Here is a 24,353-nt window from a genome sequence, read left to right as displayed (position 1 = left end):
TTGAATAACAAAAAGTTTTGATATATTGCTAGGTTACAAAAAGGAGAGCAAATGAATTACTCGCCTTTTTATAATCTGAGCAAAGCTTTAACTAAAAATTAAACGAAAAGTCTTCTATATTTTTATCATTATTGTCTGATATGTTTTCTTCAATTAATTTAATATCTTTTAATAAAACTTTCGGTTCTTCAAGTACCCTTTCAATAATATTTTTGTAATTATTTAATAACTCTTCTATTGTATCTGCCTTAAATGAAGAGGAATCATAAACACATTCTATTGTTAGTCCATCACAATTCTCAGCTACAATTATTGTTAACTCATTTTTAGAGGCAGTTGCTTTTAATTCAAGTGTTTGTAACTTAGTACCATCAAGACAAATAGATGAAAAATCATCATATTGATAAGAGAAAATCACATCAAATATATTATTATCCTTTATTAAACCTTGTTTCATAAGTTCTTGTAACATAAATTCTATTTGATAATCTTGGTTTTCAAATACTTGCAACGAATTCAATTTCACTTCATTTAATAATTTTTCAAAAGATACTTCATCCTCTACTGTACATTTAATTGGTAATGTATTTACAAACATTCCAACTATATTGTTCAAATCTAAATTATTTCTTCCAGATACAGGTGTTCCAATTACTATATTTTTCTGTAAGGTATATTTATTTAGTAATATATTTAGAGTAGCAAGCATAAATATATACTTACTTAGTTGCTTTTCCTTTGAATATTCATCTATTTTTAGTAATGTATCTTTATGAATTTTAATGTCAAGACTTCTTCCTTCGAAAGAATATTTATCTTCATTTATATAATCTTTTGGCAAATCTAGTTTTTCAAGATCATCACTTAAATATTTAAGCCAAAATTCTTTTTGTTTCTTCATTTGTCCTGTTTTAATTAAATTATTTTGCCATTCCGAAAAATCTTTATATTGTAATTTTACTGGTTCTAATTTTTTACCTTCATATAGATTAATAAATTCTTCAATTATAATTTTCATAGAAACACCATCTGTTATAATGTGATGCATATCAATAAACAAGATACTATTATTTTTTAATTCTATTAAATCAACTCTAATTAAAGGTGCTTTATCTAAATAAAATGGAATAATATGTTTTTGTATTAATTCTGCTATTTCCTCTTGATTTTCTTCATCAATATCATCATATTTGAAATGTTGGATTTTGAAATTAATAGTTTCTTCAATTTCTTGGATAAATAATCCATTTAAAACGCTAAATTTCGTTCTTAGACTTTCATGTCTAGCTATTATTTCATTAAATACATTTTGAAGTTTATTTATATCTAGCTTTCCATTAAACAAATATGCTCCTGGGACATTATAATTTGTACTATCTACATTTAATTGATTTATTGCATACATCCTCTTTTGTGCTGAGGATAATTCATAATAATCTTTCTGTGGTGCAACTTCAATCTTTTTATCATAATAACTTTTCTCATCTAATCCTAATGTATCTATCTCTTTTACAGAAATCATTAAACTCTTCACATACGCTGCCATCTCTTCTACAGTTGCTTTTTCAAATATATCTTCTATCTTTATTTTCACGTTGAATGTATTTAATATCTTCAATAATACATTTGTTGCCTTTAATGAATGTCCTCCCAATTCGAAGAAGTTATCAGTTATTCCAGGTTTCTCTACTCCTAATACTTCACTCCAAATATCTACTAGTTTTTCTTCTATCTCATCTCTAGGTGGAATATATTTAGAGGTTACTTGAGAATGATTAGGAACAGGCAATAGTTTTCTATCTATTTTTCCGTTTCCAGTAATCGGCATACTGTCAAGTTCAATAATATATGTTGGTATCATATAACTTGGTAAAGTATTTTTTAGGAATTCTTTTATTTCAGCCTGAGTTACACTTCCGACTATATATCCACATAGATACTTGTCTTCATTTTTATCTAGCCTATCTATTACAACAGCTTCTTTAACTTTTTCATGTTTTAAAATTTCTCTCTCTATTTCTCCTAGTTCTATTCTAAAACCACGTATTTTTACCTGATAATCAATTCTTCCTAAAAACTCTATGTTACCATCTGGTAACCATCTTACTAAGTCTCCTGTTCTATAAATCTTTTCACTTTTTACATATGGATTTTCAACAAACTTTTCCCTTGTAAGATCTTCTCTATTAAGATATCCCCTTGCTAATCCATCTCCTCCAACACATAGTTCTCCTGGAACCCCTGGTGGCAATAATCTTAAGTTTTTATCCATTACATATGCTGTTGAATTTGATATAGGTTTACCTATTGGGATTGTAGTATTTTCAACCCATATGTCATGTTGGTTTAATAAGAAAGATGTTGAATATGTTGTATTTTCTGTTGGTCCGTACAAGTTGATAAATAATGTAGAGTTATTATGTTCTCTAAATTTATTGAATTGGTTAGTATCTAAAGCTTCTCCACCTACTAACAAATACTTAAGATTATCAAAAGTACTTACGTCAATATTGCATAATTGATGAAATAATGCTGTTGTCATAAACATTATTGAAATACTATTTTCTTTCAAATATTCTTTCAATCTTTTTTGATTTAAAATTAAATCTTTTTCTGCAACATATAGTGTTAATCCATTTATAAGGGATCCCCATATCTCAAAAGTTGAGGCATCAAAAGCAATTGAACCTGTTTGAAGTATTTTATCATTGTAATCTAGTTCCATATAATCTTGATTTCTAACTAATCTAATTATATTTTTATTGCCTACACATACGCCCTTAGGATTTCCAGTAGAACCTGAAGTATAAATGATATATGCTAAATCATCAGGTCCATTTGTATCCTCTAGATTTTCTTTTCCTTTATTGTCAAATTCCTTTGAACCTATCTCCATAATTCTTATATTTAAATTTTCTAAGTTAAGCTTATCAATTTGATGTCTTTTTGCTAGCATTATTTTGCTTCCGCTATCTTCAATCATGTACCGTATTCTTAGTTCTGGATATTCTTCATCAATAGGTAAATATGCACCTCCAGCTTTTATTATAGCTAGCATTGAAACAATAGTTTCCATACTTTTATCGCATATTACTGGGACAATGCTATTTTTCCCTATTCCCTTTTCTTTTAATGTATGTGCAACTTGATTTGACTTTTCATTAAGCTCTTTATAACTTATTTTTTGACCTTTTGATATAATAGCTATTTTGTCTGATGATTTTATTACCTGTTCTTCAAACAATTCTTTTATTGTTTTATTGCTTTCATATTCTCTCTTAGTATCGTTGAAATCAGTTAATATCATTTTCTTTTGATCTTCATCTAATATTTCTATAGTAGATATTAATTGAGTAACATTTTCAGAAATAAATTCAAATATAATCTTTAGCTGCTTAGTTATATTTGATATAACTTCATTTTCATATACACTTTCATTATACATAACTCTATATTTTAAATTTCCTTCTAGTATAAATGAAATATCCAAATCATAGCTTGTTTGTTCTCTTGTATGATATTCCTCGACTTTTATAGTAGATTTCTTATTTGACTTGTTACTTTCAGGATAATTTTCAAATACTGTAATATGTTGAATAAGATTTTGTCTTAGTTCGCTTTGGTCTTGAATATCTGATAAAGCTATATATTGATATTTATTACTCATATTAACTTCATTTTGTACTTGCTTTAACAAATCAGAAATTATTTCATTGTCTTTAGCATTTATTCTGATAGGGATAGTATTTAAAAATATACCTATTGACTCTTCTATTCCCTTAATCTCTGGAGGTCTTCCAGACATAACCATACCAAATACAACATCGTCGCTATTAGTATATTTCTGTAACAATAGCCCCCAAGCTGTTTGGCAAATTGTATTTAGAGTTACTCCATACTTATTAGATATTTCTTGTAATTTTCTTGTTGTATCAATATCTAGTTGTTCTATAAGTTCTCTATGGTTATATTCTTTATTTACTGCATTATCTTTTTTTGGTAACGAAGCAATTTGGTTATAGTCATTAAGATATTTTGCCCAATACTTAATGCCATCTTGTTTATCTTGCTTATATAACCATTTAATATATTCGCTATAGCTAGTGCTAATTTCATAATTTAATTTTTCACCATTTTCCAACCTTTCATAAGTGTCAAATAAATCATTTATTAACATTGCATTTGACCAGCCATCAACTATTATATGGTGGATAGATATTATTAACCTATAATATTTTTCACCTAATTTAGCGACATTAAGTTTAAACAATATATCTTTGTCCAAAGCAAATCCTTTTTCAAGCAACGCTTTTACATACTTCTTGCAAGCTTCTTCAGTATTAATTTCATGAGTAAGATCTTCATAATAAATTTCATTATCTCTATTGTCCAAAACAACTTGCGCCGAATGTCTGGAATTGCTGTATATTATGCTTCTTAGAATATCATGCCTGTGTAATAAATGCTCATATGAAGTTTTTAAAATCTCCAAATCTAATTCTCCATGTATATTAAATTCTAATTGTAGTACATATGCATTGCTAGACTCGTTCTTTAAATAGGTGTATAGCATACCTTCTTGCATTGGAGATAATTTATTAATCTTACTTACAATTGCTTTATTGTCTATATTTGATTTAACAAAGGATTTTAACTCATCAACTTCTTCTAATGTATAGTCATTTATTCCATAATCTGTTGGTGTATATTCTACCTCTTCTTTTTGAGAACAATGATCTACTACCTTTACTAAATTTTCTTTAAATATTCTAATAAACTTATCAACTACTTCTTCGGAATATTCTAATTTATTAAAATCTATACTTATAGTTAATTGATCATCTTGTATAAGTGAATTTATTTGAATACTACTAATAGCTTCAAATTCAGTACTTTCATCACGGCCTCCTCTTAAGTTAGTAAGTTTAAATATTGAATTATTTTTATCTTCATTAAATTGACCTAAATAGTTAAAACTTATTTCAGTTTTTATATCAAGTTTTTCAATATCTACAGCATCATTTTGTGTTAGATATCTTAGTATTCCATAGCCTATACCTTTATTAGGAATTTTTCTTAAAATCTCTTTATTTCTTTTTATATTTAAACCTATATCACTGTCACTAGTATCCAAAACTACTGGGTAGCAGCTTGTAAACCATCCAATTGTTCTGTTTATATCCACATTTTCAATTATATTTTCTCTTCCATGACCTTCTAACATTACCGCTACTTTATCATTTCCGCTCCACTTTTTAGTGACAATTCCTAATATTGACAATAAGATGTCGTTTATTTCTGTGTTATATGCCCTATTAGTATCCTTTAGTAGTTTATTTGTTATTTCTTTATTGAAAGTAAAAGTTTTTGATTGCATATCTTTAAACAACAAATTCTTAACCACATTATACTTTGGCATTTTTCCTAAAGGCTCTTGTGGGACAATATTATTCCAGTATTCTAACTCGGCTAGAATTTTTGGACTTTGTGCATATTCAACTTGCTTTTTAGCCCATTCCTTAAATGAAGTTGTTTTTGGAGGTAGTTTAATTTCTTGTCCATTTTGTAATGCACTATAGCCATTATAGAAATCTTCGAATAAAATTCTCCAAGACATTCCATCAATAACAAGATGATGTATTACAAAAAGCAAATAATCTCCTTTTTGTGTTTTAAATAACCCTAGTTTTACTAGTGGGCCACTTTCAGTGTTCATGGATTCCTGAATCTTTTGACCTTCTATTTCAATGGAAGCTTTAAAATCCGAAATTTCTCTTAAATCATATTTTGCAAAATCAAATAATTTCTCTTCAATTCCTCGATTATACATCTTAACTGTATCAGTATATTTTAAAACGCTCCTTAGTATATCGTGATGGCTTACAATAGCTTTCATTACTTTTTGAACTTTATCATCATCAAATCCCTCATAACTATGAATTATCATAGACTGATTAAAATGAGTATAGACATTATTTTTAATACCTATAAACTTTTTCATAATAGGGGTCAATTCAATTTCTCCTTTTACCTCTCCTTGAGAAAACTCTAACATATCCTTTTTAACATGCTTAGATAATACTTCAATAGTTTTATACTCGAGTATATCTTTAATTTCAAGTATAATACCATATTTTCTGATTCTAGATACTATCTGCATAGATTTTATAGAATCTCCTCCAATATCGTAAAAATTATCTTTAACGCCTATTTTTTCTATACCTAGTACTTCACTCCAAGCATTTGCCAATTTTTCTTCTACATCATTTCTAGGTGCAACATATTCATTATCTAATTCCTTTGAAAGATCAGGTTTTGGTAAGGCTTTTCTATCAGTTTTTCCATTTGGTGTTAGTGGCATCTCCTTAAGTTGCATTATATATGATGGAATCATGTAGTTAGGAAGTTCTTTCCTTAAAAATTCCTTTATCTCTAATGAAGACATTTCTCTTAAGGCAACTATATATCCACATAGGTACTTATTTCCTTTACTATCTAATCTATCTATTACTACTGCATCTTTTATTTCATTATGTTTTAAAAGTTTAGCTTCTATTTCACCAAGCTCTATTCTAAATCCATTTATCTTAACTTGATTATCAACTCTTCCTATAAAATCTAGATTGCCATCTGGAAGCCATTTTACTAAATCTCCAGTTTTATATATTATTTCATCTCGTTTATATGGATTTTCAATGAACTTTTCTTTAGTAAGTTCACTTCTATTTAAATATCCTTTTGCAATTCCATCTCCACCTACATATAATTCTCCTGCTATTCCAATTGGTAACAACTTATTATTTAAGTCCATTACGTAAGCTGTTGAATTTTGAATAGGAGTACCTATAGGTATTTTGTGATCTTCTTCCCAATTTCCTATAATTCCATACATAGTAGATGCAACTGAATTTTCAGTTGGGCCATAACCGTTAATAATTTTCAAATCTTTATACATTTTTGTTAATTTAGATACTTGCTTGCTGGAAAGAACATCTCCTCCGACTAACAAAGCTTTTACGCCTTTGAATATCTCTGGACTATATTGATTGAATAAAGGAGTTGGTATAAGCATAAAGGTTATTTTATTTCTTGTTACATATTCTTGCAATGATTTTTCATCAATTGTCAGACTCTTATCTTCTAAATGAATCTCACCACCATTTAATAAAGTGATCCAAATTTGGAATACAGATGCATCAAAGGATAAAGATCCTGATTGCAATACTCTTTCAAGCTCTTTCTTATCCATGTACTCTGGATCTTTAACAAGATTAATTAATCCTCTATTTTTACAACATACACCTTTAGGATTTCCGGTAGATCCTGAAGTATAAATAACATAAGCTAGATCATCAGGTCCATTTAAGTCTTCTAAGTTTTCTTTACTTACATTTAAATCCTTATCATTTATTTTTAGTAATTCTATATTTAAATTTTCTAAATCTAATCGTGTATATTCACTTTCCTTTGCTAGCAATATCTTACTTTTACTATCTTCAAGCATATATCTTATCCTTGATTTTGGATATTCTTCATCGATTGGTAAATATGCTCCTCCTGATTTTATTGTAGCAACCATTAATACTATAGTTTGCAAACTTCTATCGCATATTATTGGGACAATAGTTCCCTTACCTACACCTTTTTCCTTTAACAAGCGTGCAATTTGATTTGCTTTTTCATTAAGCTCTCTATAGCTTATTTTCTCTCCTCTAGATACGATAGCAGTTTTATCTTGAGATTCTATTACCTGTTCTTCAAATACTTCTTTTACTGTTTTATCATTTTTATACTTTTTCTTTGTATTATTAAAATCAATTAAGATTCTTCTCTTTTCTATTTCATCTACTTTTTCTATATCCTTAACTGATGTTTCAACATTATTGATCATTATTTTAAATACTGAAATTAATTTATTAGTTAATTGTTCAATAAATTCATCATCATATATATTTTTGTTATACATATATTGAATTTTTAATGTATCTTGTTTTTCAAATGATATATTTAAAGGATAATCAGTTTGTTCTCTTGACTTTAGTTCTTTTACAATTAAACTTTCCTCATAATTTTTGCTATTATCAATTGGATAATTTTCAAAAACCATTATGTTTTGTATTAATTGATCTCTTAAAGGTGTAATCTCTTGAATTTCTGATAAAGCAATATGCTCATATTTCTTTGTATTATTATTATCTTGTTGTACTTTTTGTAAAAGATTTAGTATTGTTACACAGTCATCAGCTTTTATTCTTGCTGGAATAGTATTTATGAACATTCCAACCATCTTTTCTATATTAGTAACTTTTGCTGATCTTCCTGAGACAACAGTTCCAAATACAACATCATTACTTGAAGTATATTTTTGAAGTACCAATCCCCATGCAACTTGATATACTGTATTTAGTGTAACATCACACTTAACTGCAACTTTATCTAGTTTTTCACTAAGATTTTTATCTATAGAAAAGTTTAAAATTCCTTCTTTATAATTTCCTGTAGTATTCTTTTTAGCTGGAAGTATTGAAGTTTCATTATAATCATCAAGATATTCTTTCCAATAGTTAAGCCCTTCTTCTTTGTTTTGTTTAGATAGCCATGCTAAGTATTCCTCATATCTTAAGTTTTCTTTAGGAATTGATTCTCCCTTTTCTATTGCATTGTATATATTGAATAACTCGTTAATAATTATAGAATTGGACCATCCGTCTATGATTATATGATGAGCTGTTATTACTACCTTGTAATCTTTATCACCTGTTTTAACTACACTTACTTTAAATAATACATCCTTACTTAAATCGAAACCTTTGTTAATAATTTCTTTAGCATATTCTTGATAATCTTTTTCTACATTATCTTTTTCGCTAAAATCTTCATATATGATTTCTGTTTTTCTATTTTTAATAACTATTTGCGCTGGATGCTTCCAGTGATTAAAAATTACTGTTCTTAAAATGCTATATCTATTAAGTAATTCATTATAAGCCTTATTTAATATAGATAAATCCAATTTACCCTTTACTTCTAATTCCATTTGTAATACATATGCAGTTGTATTTTTATCATTTAAATACGTATATAACATTCCTTCTTGAATAGGAATAAGCTTATTGATACTTTCTATTATTGCATCTTCATCAACATTTTCTTTAATAAATGATCTAATCTCTTCTAAATCTTCTAATGTATAATCATTAATTCCATAATCTGTAGGTGTTAGCTCAACATCAAGCTTTTCACTACAATGACGTATTACAAGCTCTATTTTTTCTTTCAATATATCAATAAATTTAGTTGCTACCTCGTCAGTGTATTCTTTAGTGTTATATTCAATAATTACTTTTAATTCTCCATTTTGTACCATTGAATTTATCTGAATACTATCTGTTGCTTTAAATTCAGGACTTATTTCTGTACCACTTGATATATTAGAAAACTCAAATAATTCATTATTAACATCTTCATCAAATTGCCCTAAGTAATTAAAACTTATTTCTGTTTTTAGATTAAAGTTTTCTTTATTTTTATTGAAATCTTCTGTTAAATGTTTTAACATACCAAATCCTATACCTTTATTTGGTACCTTTTTCAAGATCTCTTTATTTCTTTTTATATTAGACGCCAAGTCATTGTCAGTTAAATCTAAAACTACTGGGAAACAACTTGTAAACCATCCAATCGTTCTTGTAATATCTATATTTTCAATTATATTTTCTCTTCCATGGCCTTCTAATGTTACGGCTACTTTATTAATTCCACTCCACTCTTTAACAGCAATTCCTAATGAAGATAATAAAATATCATTTATTTCAGTATTATATGCTCTATTAGTTTCTCTTAATAATTTCTTTGTTGTATTTTTATCTAAAGTAATAGTCTTAGAATTCATATCTTTAAATAATATTTCATCTGTCACATTGTATTTTGGCATTTTTCCTAGTGGCTCTTTTGGTATAATACTATTCCAATACTCTAATTCTTTAAGGAATTTACTACTGTTTGCATATTCATATTGTTTCTTTGCCCAATCTTTAAAAGAAGTTGTTTTTAGAGGAAATTTTATTTCTCTTTCTTCTTCTAAGGCTCTATATGCATTGGAAAAATCCTCAAATAATATTCTCCAAGACATACCATCTATAACAAGGTGATGAATTACAAAAAGCAAATGATCTCCATTCTTTGTTTTAAATAATGCTAATTTTACTAAAGGCCCTTCTTCAACATCGATAGATCGTTGTAACTTTTCAGCCTCCATTTCTATTGCTTTTTCATATTCTAGATTTTTAGTAAAGTCAAATCTAACATAACCAAATAAGTTTTCAGTTAACCCATTATTGTACAGAGTGATTTTGTTATCATCATATTTTAATATCATTCTTAAGGCATCATGATGAGTTAAAATGCTATTCATAGCTTCTTTTATGTTGTTTTCATCAAAACCTTTTTTACTGTATATCATCATAGATTGATTAAAATGGTTAAATATCTTTTTAGAAGTTCTAGTAAAATCTTTTATAATAGGTGTTGGTATTATCTCTCCTTCTACCAAATCCTGTGATATATTAGTTTCAAACTTTTTAATGTAATTTGAAATAGTTTTTATAGTCTTGTATTTCAAGATATCCTTAACTTCTATCTTAATTTTATGTTTAGTAAGTCTTGATACAATTTGTATAGCCTTTATTGAATCTCCACCAATATCATAAAAATTATAATTTGTACCTACTTTATCTATTCCTAAAACCTCACCCCATATATCAGCCATTATTTGCTCTTGCTCATTTATTGGTTCTATATATTCATTAATATTTTGAGATAAATCAGGTTTAGGTAGCAAGCTTGTATCTATCTTCCCATTTGAAGTCATTGGCAATCCTTCAATTTGGATAATATAAGCTGGTATCATATAATCTGGTAAATTGAAACTTAAACTTTTCTTCATTTTTTCTGAGGAAATCTTTTCATTACTAGTAACATATGCACATAAGTATCCAACACCTCTATTATCTTTATTTTCAATGACCAAAGCTTCTTTTACTTTTTCATCTTTTAAAAGTTCAGCTTGAATTTCACCTAGTTCAATTCTAAAACCTCTTATTTTTACTTGATTATCTATTCTTCCTAGAAAGTCTATATTTCCGTCCTCTAACCACTTTGCCAGATCTCCAGTTTTATATAAGCTTTCACCTTCAACAAATGGGTTATCTATAAACTTATCTTTTGTAAGTTCTTCACGATCTAAATATCCTTTTGCAACTCCTACTCCACCTACTAATAGTTCTCCTGGTACTCCAATTGGGCATAACTTGCCACATTTATCAACAATATATGCTTTAGCGTCATTTATAGGCTTTCCTATTGGAATTGTTTTGTCTTTATCCCATGACTTTTCAATTACATATTCGGTTGAAATTATAGTGTTTTCAGTAGGTCCATAGGCATTTATTATTTTTATATCTGGATAAGTCGCAACTAAAATTGCAACTGCATTAGAAGAAAGAACATCACCACCAACTGTTAACTCTTTAATTCCGTTAAATACATTAACATTTTCAGAAACTACATTTGCAAATAAAGCTGATGGCATCTGCATAGAAGTTATTTTAAATGTTTTTACTACGTTTTCTAATGAATTTAAATCCATTATTTCTTCATTAGATGCAATATATAACTCTTTACCATTTAATAGCGTTTTCCAAATATCCAAAACTGATGGATCAAATGAAAGTGAAATAACTTGTAATATTCGATCTTCTCTACTAGGATTTATGCAATTTAACGATCTATTAATTAACCCTCTTTGACACAAACATACACCTTTTGGCTTTCCTGTTGATCCTGAGGTATATATTGTATACATAAGATCATCTAATTCATTTATACTTTCCAAATTTTCTATACTTTCTTTACATATTTCTTTATTGTCTGTAACTAATGTTTCTATATTATATTCATTAAAATCATCTTGAGATAATTGTTTTATGTTTCCTAGTAACATTTTGCATTTGCTATCTTCAATCATGTATTTCTTTCTTGATTGTGGATAATTATTATCTATTGGCAAATAAGCAGCCCCTGATTTTATTACTGCTATCATAGAAATAGCTGTTTCGATTGTTCTATCACAAAGAATTCCTATAATATTGTTTCTACCAATACCTTTCTTTCTTAATAAGTGAGCTATCTGGTTAGCCCTTTCATTTAATTCTTTATAAGTTATTGTTCCATCTTTACTTATTAGTGCAGGTTTATCTTTGAGTTTCTTTGCAGTTTCTTCAAACATCTCTTTAGCACCTTTAAGAATTAAAGTATTTGTCTTTGTATTATTAAAACCATTTAGAATAGTATCTCTTTCTTTTTCAGTTGCAACTTCTATTTCATTAAGATTTATATCTATATTTGATACTAGTTGATTTAATACATTTTTATAATTATCAATGAATCTTGTAATAGTCTCATATTTAAATAGTTTAGTCTTGTATTGAATCAACCCTTCATAGTTATCATTCATAATTACTGTCATATCAAGTTTTGCTATAGTATCTTTTCTTAAATATCTTTTTAATTTAATTGTTTTACTATCTTCATAGTTTAAATTAAAGTCTTGTACAGAAAACATTATGTCAAAAATAGGATTTCTATTAGCTTCTTGCTTTATATTTAACTTTTCAACTAAATTAGCAAAATCATAATCTTGATTTTCAAAAGCATCTAATATAGTATTTTTTACTTCATTAAGTGTTTCAATAAAAGTGCTGTTAGGATTAAGTTTATTTCTAATTGCAAGCGAATTTACAAACATTCCAACAATATTGTTTAAACTATCATTACTTCTTCCTGAAGAAGGAGTTCCTATAACTATATCATCTTGACCACTATATCTAGACAAAACCACCATAAATGCAGTAGCTAGCAACATATATCTTGTTGTGCCTGTTTTCTTTACAATGCTATCTAATTTTGTAGTTAAATCAGCACTTATATTAAAGAAAATAGTGTTTCCATTAAAATTTTGATAAGCTGGTCTACTATAATCTGTCGGCATATTTAGCACAGGGATATCCCCTTTAAACTTTTCAAGCCAGTATTTTTCTTGATTATCTAAATAACCATTTTTATATAAATTATTTTGCCAATGTGCGAAATCTTTATATTGAATTTCTAATTTATCTAGAGTTTTTCCTTCATATAGGTCTACAAGCTCTTTAATTATTATTTCGCTTGAAATACCATCAGTAACTATATGATGAATATCTAAAACTATAATATCTATATCATCAAGTTCAATAACAGATAATCTAATAAGAGGTGCCTTGCTTAAGTTAAAAGGATATATTAGATTGTCAATTTGCTTGTTAATATATTCTTCCATATTACTGAAGTTACCACTATACTTGAAATATTCTATTGGAACCTTAATATTTTTATTAATCTTTTGAACAATTTCTCCATCTACTACGTGAAAACTTGTTCTTAATGATTCATGTCTATTTATCAGCTGTTGTAATGCATTTTCAAACTTTTGCTTATCTATATTTCCATATACAGTATATATTTCTGGTTCATTATAATTTATGCTTTCTAGATCAATTTGATTTATAGCATACATTCTTTTTTGAACAAATGATGTTTCGTAAAACTCCTTTTCTGGGATGCATTTAATTCCATCATATTCTTCTAAAATCTCAGTTTCATCTTTAAAATTATGTTTTTCAATAAATTGTGATAACTTTTGTATTGTTGGATTTTCAAATATATCAGCAACCTTAATTTTTATCTTAAGATTTCTTCTTATTTTACTTACTATACTTATTGCCTTTAATGAATGCCCCCCTAATTCTAGGAAGTTGTCAGTTACTCCTATTTGAGATAATCCTAAAATCTCACTCCATATACTTTCAATTTTTATCTCTAATTCTGTTGATGGCTTTATATATTCTCTTTCTAACTGTGTGATATTAGGTTCAGGTAACTTTTTCCTATCTAACTTACCATTATCAGTAAGTGGCATTTTTGATAATTGTATTATATATGGTGGAACCATATATTCAATTAATGATTTATTTAGAAAATCTTTAAGTTCTTTAACGTCTATTGTTACATCAGAAACTATATATCCACATAGATATCTATTTCCACCATTGTCCAATCTATCTATAACTACAGTTTCTTTCATGTTTTTAAACTTTAATATTTCTTTTTCTATTTCACCTAATTCAATTCTAAAACCTCTAATCTTAACTTGATGGTCTATTCTTCCTAAGTATTCAATATTTCCATCTGAATTCCACTTTGCAAGATCACCTGTTTTATACATTTTTTCTCCAGGGACAAATGGATTCTCTATAAACTTTTCAGCAGTTAAAGTAGGGTTATTTAGATAACCTCTTGCTACTCCTACACCTGATATGTATAATTCTCCTTGAATTCCTATTGGTTGAAGTTTCTTTTCTTTATTTAAAACATATAGTTTAATATTATCAATAGGTTTTCCAATTGGAATGCTTTTTAGTTCTGTATCTTCTGAGCAATCAAAATATGATACATCAACGGTCGCTTCTGTTGGACCATATAAATTTGCTAGCTTTGCTCCAGTTTTTCTATATAACATTTTATTAAATCTATCAGCTTGTTCAACATGTAGTGCTTCACCGCTACAGAATACTTGCTTTATACTACTTAATTTATCGGCATAATTATCACTATTGAAATCTTCAATATAATCTAAAAATACATTTAGCATAGATGGAACAAAATGAAGAGTTGTTACTTTGTTTTTGCTTATAGCATTAATAATTCTATCTGGATCCTTTTCTCCATCAGGGTACAACATACAAACCTTTGCGCCCACAAAAGACCACCAAAATATCTCCCATACCGATACATCAAAAGTATATGGAGTTTTTTGAAGTATTACATCATCAGGAGAAATTGGATATTTGCTTTGCATCCAGCTTATTCTGTTTATAACTGAATGATGCTCTATCATAACCCCCTTTGGTTTTCCTGTAGAACCAGAAGTGTATATTACATATGCTAAGTTTTTAGATGTACTTAAAGGTACCAAATTTTCACAGTTTCCTTTATATAAATCATCACTTTCAACATTTAAAATAGTTAATATATCTTCTATTTCTGATAGTTTTTCTAAATATTTTTCTTGAGATAATAAAACAGTCATCTTACTATCCTTAGCCATATATTCAATTCTTTGGATAGGATAGTGAGTTGCTATTGGTAAATATGCTCCTCCTGCTTTTAATATACCCATAATTCCTACTATCATTTCTAGTGATCTATCTAGCATAATTCCTACTACGCTTTCTTCCTTAACACCTTTTTCTCTTAATACTCTTGCTAATTGATTGGATTTATCATTAAGCTCTTTGTAAGTTAATTGTCTATCTTCAAATATTACTGCAATATTATTTGGTGTTTTTATAACTTGTTCTTCAAATAATTTATAAATAGTTTTTTCGCTCATATAATCTTTTTTTGTGTCGTTAAACCTATTTAGAATTAGCTCTTTCTCATATTCAGAAATTATATCAATGTCACTTATTTTAATTTCATAATTATGTAATATTAACTTTAGAGTATTAATAAAATGTTCTTTAAATCTATCAATAGTCTCTTCTTCAAAAGCATTGCAGTTATATTTTAAACTACAACTATATGTATTAGTGTTTTCTACTATTTCTAAAAACATATTTCCTAAAAAGTTACAACCTGATTCATTTCTTTCCCCTGCTTTAAAATCTATTTCATTACCATCACCTATATAGTTGAAAAAAACTTCGGATAAAGTATCACCAGTTTTTTCAGGAGCAAGCGTGTCTAACAATTTAGTAAAATCAAAGTTCTTATGTTTTAAATCTTCTTTCAAATTTTTATTAACTTCCTTTAGAAAAGCACTAAAATATTTAGTGGAAGCTGGATAATTTCTGATTGGAATATGTTTATTGTCTATAATATTAGATTCTATATTTTCAGATGTTAGAATCTCTACAATAATATCTTCTTGCCCACTTTTTTTGGACAGTGCTATGTAAAATAAAGACAAGAAAAAATCAAATTTTTTTACTCCCATTTTTTCTGTAATACAATCAATTTTATTACTTAATTCTTCCTCCAAACTAAACTTTATAATTTTTTCTTGAAATTTATTGACAGATACTTTATAATCTGTTGGAATATTAGTTACTGGTATTTCGCCATTTAACCTATCTTGCCAATATTCAAGTTTACTATTTTTTTTTACACTCATTAATTTCTCCCCCTTTATTAAAACCCTTTTTTTACATGTATTATATTTTTTGAAATTAATGTATTACTCACTCAGAAATAGATAAAAATGGAATATAACTCGATTTTTTTTTGCTTTATATCAAATAAAGCAAAAAAATAAATTTAATATGTAATGCAATTAGGCTTATTATAAAATAAGTCTAATTGTAGTTATAACTATATCTAATAGTCCTAATGCAACTATAATTAAAAAAGCTTTCTGCTCTTTATTTCTATAGTATAATATTCCTCCTATCAAAAGAGCTATAAATCCACCTAAAAGATTGAGTGTAAGTAATTGCATAAATTTTCCTCCTAATTAAATTTTTTTTCAACTTTTTTTATTCTACTTAAAAGTGCTATAAATATTAAAATAACACTAATTAATGCATAAATAATTGGTGTTCCCATAGAAATAGATTCTTTAGTAAATCCAAGAAAATCAAAGACTGGAATCTTATTTAATGGGCCTAAATACCATAATGCCATATATATTAATTCAAATAAAATTGTATTTCCACTTACCATTCCTAAAAATACAGCAAGTGATGATATAAATGCTATTCCAACTAATAGAGCTAGAACATTTACAAAACCTACAGAAACTAAAATTTTTATTATCGTGCTTACTGAAATTAGTAATGTAAAAATTGCTACAGATATCCATAAAGCTACAAATTGATCTATTCTATAATGCTTGCAACTAAAAAGATATTGTTCAGTTCCATATTTATTGTCAAGTGTTCCTGCTTTTGACCAAACAAGTAAAGGTGCTATAAATGTTGCTGGAATAATAGAACTCATAGCAACATCATTAGGAACTGGTACAATATTAAGTATTAAAACTCCCTGTATAAGAAACCACCATGGAGATACACCTTTTAACATTAAGTTTAATTCTTCAATGATCATATCTAAAAAGCTAAATCGATCTTCAGTTATATCATTTGTTGCGTAATATGCTAAGCTTCTTGACTTGCTTCCACTATTCACTTCTAAGTCATTCTTAGTCTTTTTCTTTGACTTTCTAATTTTTATTGGTTTTCTTATACTAATCACTTTATCGATAAGATATTCTTTTTTGAATTTACTAGAAGCATATATAAATAGTACAACAGTCAGTAAAATCCACAGAAGTCTTGGTAATAATATAGCTGTGCTCCATTCAATTCCATCCCACTTAAAAGTATTAATTTCTGTTATTCCCACACCAGAACCTAATGTGAAGCCTCCATTAAAGTTTGGATAATTTTCTAAAATTCCATTTAACATGGAAGCAGATAATTTACCTATCCCAAACACATCTATATAACGACTAATTTGACTAAAAATATTTCTTACAAATTCAAGTGGAATAAGCTTTCCTATTGTTCCTAAAACAGAAAGAGCAACTATTCCGCACCATAAAAAGAAATATAAAATATTTCCTCCTGTCTTTTGCAGAGAAGGTGTAGAATCAAAAATTACCGATAAAACTCCAGTAATAAACATAGCAGGAATTGCTATAAATATAAATGGAGAAATAAGTTTCCACAAATCCAATTCAGTGGATTCTCCCCTGGTCAATTGAAGAAATATAGCTACTAGCATAAATATTCCTACCATTATAGCTAGATAAATAAAATTACTAAGTACTTTACCAAATAGATAATTTACATCTTTTACATCTGAAGCTGCAATAACCTGACCAACTTTTGTTTGTTTATCTCTGCTAATTGTATTTTTCGTAAGAAAGAAACCAATTAAAGTCATATATGTTACTACAATGAATGTAACTAGAAATCCAATCCAAGCAGAATTATATATCCCTCTATAGGCAACATTGTTTTCCATGCCAAATACCGTATTATAATAAGTGGCTTTAATATCTGGAACAGCTAAATATGAGAAATACATCATAAACGCTATAGCTATTAATGTACTTTTTTGCTTAATTCGCTGAAGAAAATCTGCTCTAGCTACTTCATATATTACTTGAAACCCTTTCATTATAAGGTACCTCCACTGCAATTAACTTGATACAAATATGCATCTTCAAGAGTAGGAAAAATATTTTTGCACTTTTCAAGAGGTTTATTCTTCGATAAAATCCTTACATGTACACCATCATTTCTTCGAATGGTATTACTTATTATATATTTACTTCTTATACTTACTAATTCATCTTCTCGAACCACGCAATCCCAAACCATATTTTCAATTTTGTCTAATAGCTCTTCTATAGTGCATTTTGATATTAAGCTTCCTTTATTCATTATTGCAATATTAGAAGCAGTAGCTTCTACATCAGAAACTATATGAGTTGAGAGGATTACAATTCTTTCTCCAGCTAGATCTGAAATTAAGTTTCTAAATTTCACTCTCTCCTCTGGATCTAATCCAACTGTAGGTTCATCTACTACTAATATTTTAGGGTTATTTAGTAATGCCTGCGCAATACCTATTCTTTGTCTCATTCCTCCAGAATAACTTCCAATACTCTTTTTAGCTGCTTCACTTAAATTGAGAGCTTCTATCAATTCTTTTATTCTTTTTGTTGCTATAGTCATATTAATACCTTTTACAGCAGCAATATATCTTAAAAAATCAACAGCATTTAAATTTGGGTATACACCAAAATCTTGTGGAAGGTATCCAATATTATTAGTTATAATCTGAGGATTTTTATGAATGTCTTCCCCGTTAAAAAGCACACATCCTTCCGTTGGCTTTGAAATAGTAGTTATAATCCTCATCAATGTAGATTTTCCAGCACCATTAGGCCCTAAAAGTCCTAGTACACCATTTTCTAACTCCAAATTAAAGTTTTTTAGTGCCCAAAAATCCTTTCCGTATTTTTTACTTAAGTTTTTTATAGTAAGTTTCATTTATTAAGTCCTCCTTATATAACTAGATAAAATCTTATGACTTCTAAAATAGAACTATTAACTTTCTAAATAATACTACACTCATCTTTAAATGTCAAATATTCAATAATATGGAATTTGTCTCTGTTTAAAATTTTACCTTGCTTAATTCCCATATATAATAGGTTAATAATTAAGCTTTGATAATTGCTTTCTTTTTGTTAAAAATTTTTTACTTAAAGTTAACTATTTAAAAATTATTAAATCCTTTTTTCATGTCATAAGTCACTGAAAAAATAACTATAAGAAATTTGTTAATCATATTTCTAGCAAATAGAAAAGAACGGACAAAACTTATCCGTTCTTTAAAAATTTATCTATTATTTTTATTAGAATACTTCTCAGCTAGCATTTTTACAGCATATTCTTAAGAATATTACCATACTGGAATATTACCATATTAGAATATTCTAATATAACCTTTATATATTATTGAACCTAATATCACTTAAACCATCTTAGTTTTCTTTTTCTTCCAAAAATAATTCCTGAAGCTGTACTAGCAAGTAGTAATAATACAGTAACAAATAAGTTTGTACCTGCAAAATCTCCTGTCTTTACTAAAGTTTTAGTGTTATTTCCTTCTTTTTGAACTTGCCCATTATCATTTGTTCCTTGGTTAGGTGAATTAACACTAGCTTTTCCGCTAACTGAAACTGAAGTTGCCTTTGCTTCTTTATTATCTGCTTGTCCATTGTTTACTTTTAAACTAATATTATCAGCATTTTGAGCTACAGATACAGTATATCCTTTAGGTAATCCTGTTGTTTCAACTGAAGAAAATGCCCCGCTTCCTCCATCTTTTTTGTAGGTTATTATAGTAGAACCATCAGCAGGGATATAATTATTTAAGAAGTTAAGCTTTAATGTCCCAGCGAAATTTGCTTTATCTCCAATCTTTAGAATATCTGTGTCACCGCTTATATTAAGCTCTAGTGTACTATTTGAGCCTTGAGAATAGGCATCTTTTATAAATACTGGACCAGATACATTTTCTGTCACTTTTCCACCATTATTTTTTAGATTTCCAGCACCAAAAGCAGTAGATGAATCAGCTTCAAGGTTTCCGTTATTCACTTCTGTTCCACCACTAAAAGTATTGTTACCTGATAATTTTAAGGTACCAGTTCCATTTTTAGTTAAACTTCCAACCCCTGATATATCGTTACGCCAGCTATCTAATGCATTAAAACCACCTTTTGAAGCATCCATATTTACTTCAACATGGTCAAGGAAAGAACCATATCCATCTGCAGCTCTAAAGAGGTTAAGTCTTCCCCATCCTTCAGCATCATCAAGTAATGGATAACCAGATTTAATACCTGTTGTATATAAAACAGCTCTACGTTGATTTGAGTCTAAGTATGGAAGTCTCGTTTCTAATAAAACTTCTGCTCCTTTTGGAACTTTCATCGGAGTAGTTGTTATACCTATTTGAGGAAAACCATATGTTAATCTATATGTATAATCTTGTTTATTTTTATTATAATCGCTAAATCTATCAACTGAGGTTCCGTTTTGTGTAAGAAGTTTTGTATGAGCATCATTATAGGCTGCGGTTTTTAAACTTTGGTTATCAGGATTATTTAAAGCAGCTGCAACAATTGCAGTAGCCATAACACGTCCTCCCATCACATCAAGAGGTGAATGCATTCCTGCAACTATTCTATCATTCCCAAGTTCAGAAGCACGTGTAATTATCTCTTGAAAGCGTTCTGGTGTTGAGTATGCGAGGCCTAGAGCTGCAATAGTTGCTGCATTTGTGTGTCCACTTGGAAATCCTCCATCCTTTTCAGGAGTACTGCTTTTTGCTGGTTCAAGTGTTGGAAGTACTTGTACACTATTACTCCAACGCCATGGACGTTTATATTGAAAGTAATTTTTAGCAGGGGTGGTTGAAGCTGAAGAATTTCTCATAGTATTTATTAAATTTACCATGTTTCCAAGGTTGGAATCAGTATCAGCCCAATTACCATTACTATTTCCTTTATCATCATATTTTTTTTGATTAGCATCTTGAGGAATTTCATCAGGTATTGTTGTTCCAGCATGGGATCCATTACGGAATGCATCAGTATATTTACCAAGTCCATCAACTATGCCATAGTTTTGATCTCTACGATCATCTAGATAAGCTTGATGGGCTTCCATATCAGTACGATTTTTTGTTATATCAATTGATTTTTGTATATTAGCATTATGAATTTCATTGTTAAGTATAGTTCCGTTATTCCATGCACTTCCTGGAGTCCAAAGTTTAAGATATTCTGAAAGTACTCCTATTGCAGGGTTGGTATTTGGAGTCATATTAGAAGTATTATTGTTTTTCCATGTATCTACGTAATATCCATAAGATCCTGGATTAGGATCAATATATGTACTAGCAGAAGTACTTTTAGCTATGCAGGTTTGTGAAACTGCTACAATTAAAACTAGTGGAATAATTTTATTTTTGTAATTCATTTAAATCTTATCCTTTCTGTTTAGCTTCTCACTTGCCATATTACATTAATAAATTGCAAACTTATATCATGAAAGGGTTAACTTAATGTTAAGAAAAAGTAATATTAATCAGTTTAGGAATATAATTCTTTTATTTATAAAATAAAAAAATCTCCAACACCAAAAGATGTTGGGGATTTTCTATAAAGATTTTTTATATTTTTTATAAGAATTAATAGCAAAAAAACAAATACAATTATAAACAATATGGAAAAATAATTTTTTTTAGTTAAATATAATATTCCAACAGCTAGAAATAGACTTGCTGTAAATAGATCGAATTTCCATAAGTTTTTAGCATATAATTTTTTACTATCATACTTGCCATACTTTTCTATTTCTTTAATCCTAGAATTGTATGCTAAGTAAGGCATAAAGTTAAAAGTAAATATAACAAAATCAATAAACAAAAGTCCAAACATAATAAAAAATATAGGTCTTATAAAATTTATTGAGGCCATTAATAAACATATTAATGGAACAGCTATTATTGAAGATATAATTGATCCCTTTTTTGTTATATTTCTTATATTTGAATACTTATCTATTTCCGATTCACAATCAGTATAGATAGGTTTAGTACCAGCTTTAGCTGAAAAGATATGCATTTGGTTTTCCATGGATAAAACAGGAGACCATCCTGCTTCTTTAAATAAAGTAAAATATTCTTCGTTAGCTTCACTTTGATAATCTAAGGTATAGACTATTCTTTTAGGTTTATCTTTTTTTAACTTGTAGAAGAACCCTCCTGTTATGCCTTCAAGTATCCAACCTTCACTAGATCTGCTGATAAAAGTTTTTTTATGTTGTGTATAATGATGCAGGCGCAATTGTAACCCTTCCTATTTATATATATGTCAAAGTTAGTTTTGCAAAAAATATCTATATTTCAAACTTTCTTAAATTCCTACTTGATTCAGTAGTTTTAAGCTCTGCAAGTTTTGTTACTCCAACATAAATATCTGATATCTTATACCATGTAGCATAATCAACTACACCTGTTTGAGGCAATGTAAATATTCTCTGAAATGTCTTTACCGCATCTGAAGTTTTTTCAGTATATTGTCCATCTTCAGCTTGCTTTGGAATTGCTGGATAATCTTTTGCTATTCTATTTAACTGCCCTTGAATTGTTTTAACTGCTGGGCTAGATATTCCAATAGTTAAATCTTCACCTGGATATGACATTGGACTTCCAGAAACTTTTTGTGCTGTAACTAATTCGATATTATTTCCATAGTAGTGTGTCAATATACTATAAGGATCTAAACCTTGAACTCCTAACTGTTGACTGCCCCATTGACTTAACCATTCTGGACAAGTAACGCTCTTTCCATCACAGTATTGTGAGAAAAGTGGTTGCTTCTTTCCGCTTCTTTTTATATAGGTAGAAAAAATCTCGTCTACAATTTGACTTATATTATCATATATGTTTCTGCCATAACTAAATGCCTGATCATAAGCTGTAGAATTTGTAATATCAAATTTTTTTCCTTTACCTCTATACCATTCAGTAAAAATTCTATTTAAAGTAAAAGATACTATGCAAAAAACATTTGCTTTTAGAGCTGAATCTGTCCAAGTTGAATATATTTCACATGAAGCTACATTTTTTATGTAGTCCTTAAATGGTACTTTATAGTTTTGTGCCGATGTATCATCTGGAACTCCTTGATGAACAGTAATATACTCTGGAACTACTGGTTGAGCTAATACAACTCCTGATGATGGAGGTGGTAATGGTTTATCAACTTGTTCTGGTATTTTAGGCGGGAAATTTCCGTATAATGTATTTGGTTGTACACTTATAACTTCTTGTCTCATATCTCCTCTTCCCGAACTAGGTTCCAAATTACATATTTGATATGCAACTCGTGTTGGTAATACCTGACACCCGTTTATTACTAGCGGCTTAAATCCATTTCTCTCAATAGTTATATCATATAAACTATAAGGCATCTTATCATTATATATATCCAAGGAATACTCTAATGGTGGAGTTGATAAATCTATCTCCTGCGTTAATCCAGCATCATCTGTAACTAGGTCAATAGTCCCTAAACTTTCACTTCCTTCTATGCCTTTGACAGTTATCTTAGCTCCATCAATTGGAATATAATCACTGCCCCTAAAGCATTGAATCTTTAATCTACCTGTTTTGTTCAGTAAATTTGTATTATTTGAATTCTCCATATATATCCTCTTTATAATTTTTAGTCAAATTATTATATTTATTTCGTTTAATATTTATTACTTGTTCTAAATTCATCGTAGGATAAGTTTCCTTTGACTAATTGTTCAGTAGTGTCATTGTCTATTTTGTTCTCTTCAATCAAATTTTTTATATTCAAAAATTCTTTTGTTCCTATTTTGCAATTTGCATACCTTTCAAGAAGCATAGGAATATATGAATTTGAATATTTTATATCTTCTATAATAGATTTTCTTTCTATAAATTCATCTGCAGTAATAATTCCAGAAGCATATTTTTCTTTAAGTATATCTATTAACCTTACTGTGAATTCGTTTGGAGTTGGTTTTCTTCTTAGCAACAAATATATTAATATACTAAAAATTATTAAAAATATTATTAAAACATAATGACCATAAAACCCCATCCCCATGTGATAACCATGCCTCATATCTCTACCTCCA

At 28.3% G+C, this 24,353-nt stretch carries 8 protein-coding genes; all 8 read right to left on the bottom strand.

The window, feature by feature from the left end; translation table 11 throughout:
* Positions 1-91 precede the first annotated feature (91 nt).
* The 8 genes from FAY47_RS04185 to FAY47_RS04155 all read right to left on the bottom strand — a co-directional run bounded on the left by FAY47_RS04185 (position 92) and on the right by FAY47_RS04155 (position 24,340).
* Positions 92-16,270 carry a non-ribosomal peptide synthetase gene (locus tag FAY47_RS04185; RefSeq protein WP_143315168.1) on the bottom strand — a complete coding sequence of 5,393 codons (16,179 nt, stop codon included), beginning with the start codon at positions 16,268-16,270 and terminating at the stop codon, positions 92-94.
* A gap of 168 nt (positions 16,271-16,438) precedes the next feature.
* Positions 16,439-16,594: a hypothetical protein gene (locus FAY47_RS20210; protein ID WP_185966715.1), complete on the bottom strand. Its 156-nt coding sequence runs from the start codon at positions 16,592-16,594 to the stop codon at positions 16,439-16,441.
* Between the two features lie 11 nt (positions 16,595-16,605).
* Complete coding sequence (locus FAY47_RS04180) at positions 16,606-18,279, bottom strand: hypothetical protein (protein WP_143315167.1); 1,674 nt, start codon at positions 18,277-18,279, stop codon at positions 16,606-16,608.
* Complete coding sequence (locus tag FAY47_RS04175) at positions 18,279-19,157, bottom strand: ABC transporter ATP-binding protein (RefSeq protein ID WP_143315166.1); 879 nt, start codon at positions 19,155-19,157, stop codon at positions 18,279-18,281. The genes FAY47_RS04180 and FAY47_RS04175 overlap by 1 nt, the downstream gene beginning before the upstream one ends.
* 483 nt (positions 19,158-19,640) lie before the next feature.
* Positions 19,641-21,659 carry a phosphatase PAP2 family protein gene (locus FAY47_RS04170; RefSeq protein ID WP_143315165.1) on the bottom strand — a complete coding sequence of 673 codons (2,019 nt, stop codon included), beginning with the start codon at positions 21,657-21,659 and terminating at the stop codon, positions 19,641-19,643.
* 134 nt (positions 21,660-21,793) lie between these two features.
* Positions 21,794-22,528, bottom strand: a complete 735-nt coding sequence (locus tag FAY47_RS04165; RefSeq protein WP_243129543.1) for a DUF2812 domain-containing protein — start codon at positions 22,526-22,528, stop codon at positions 21,794-21,796.
* 52 nt (positions 22,529-22,580) lie between these two features.
* On the bottom strand, positions 22,581-23,891 hold the full coding sequence (locus tag FAY47_RS04160; protein ID WP_143315164.1) for a peptidoglycan-binding protein: 1,311 nt from the start codon (positions 23,889-23,891) through the stop codon (positions 22,581-22,583).
* Positions 23,892-23,938: 47 nt separating this feature from the next.
* Positions 23,939-24,340, bottom strand: a complete 402-nt coding sequence (locus FAY47_RS04155) for an SHOCT domain-containing protein (protein ID WP_143315163.1) — start codon at positions 24,338-24,340, stop codon at positions 23,939-23,941.
* Positions 24,341-24,353 lie beyond the last annotated feature (13 nt).

Source organism: Clostridium sp. HBUAS56017 (assembly GCF_007115085.1).
GTDB lineage: Bacteria > Bacillota > Clostridia > Clostridiales > Clostridiaceae > Clostridium > Clostridium cibarium.
Note: the sequence above shows the minus strand (reverse complement) of the source record. Positions and strands in the feature narration are given on the sequence as shown.

Bases quoted from the DNA above. Each gene is read 5' to 3' on its own strand.
- FAY47_RS20210 (WP_185966715.1), bottom strand. From the start codon at position 16,594: ATGCAATTACTTACACTCAATCTTTTAGGTGGATTTATAGCTCTTTTG.
- FAY47_RS04170 (WP_143315165.1), bottom strand. From the start codon at position 21,659: ATGAATTACAAAAATAAAATTATTCCACTAGTTTTAATTGTAGCAGTT.
- FAY47_RS04175 (WP_143315166.1), bottom strand. From the start codon at position 19,157: ATGAAACTTACTATAAAAAACTTAAGTAAAAAATACGGAAAGGATTTT.
- FAY47_RS04155 (WP_143315163.1), bottom strand. From the start codon at position 24,340: ATGAGGCATGGTTATCACATGGGGATGGGGTTTTATGGTCATTATGTT.
- FAY47_RS04180 (WP_143315167.1), bottom strand. From the start codon at position 18,279: ATGAAAGGGTTTCAAGTAATATATGAAGTAGCTAGAGCAGATTTTCTT.
- FAY47_RS04185 (WP_143315168.1), bottom strand. From the start codon at position 16,270: ATGAGTGTAAAAAAAAATAGTAAACTTGAATATTGGCAAGATAGGTTA.
- FAY47_RS04160 (WP_143315164.1), bottom strand. From the start codon at position 23,891: ATGGAGAATTCAAATAATACAAATTTACTGAACAAAACAGGTAGATTA.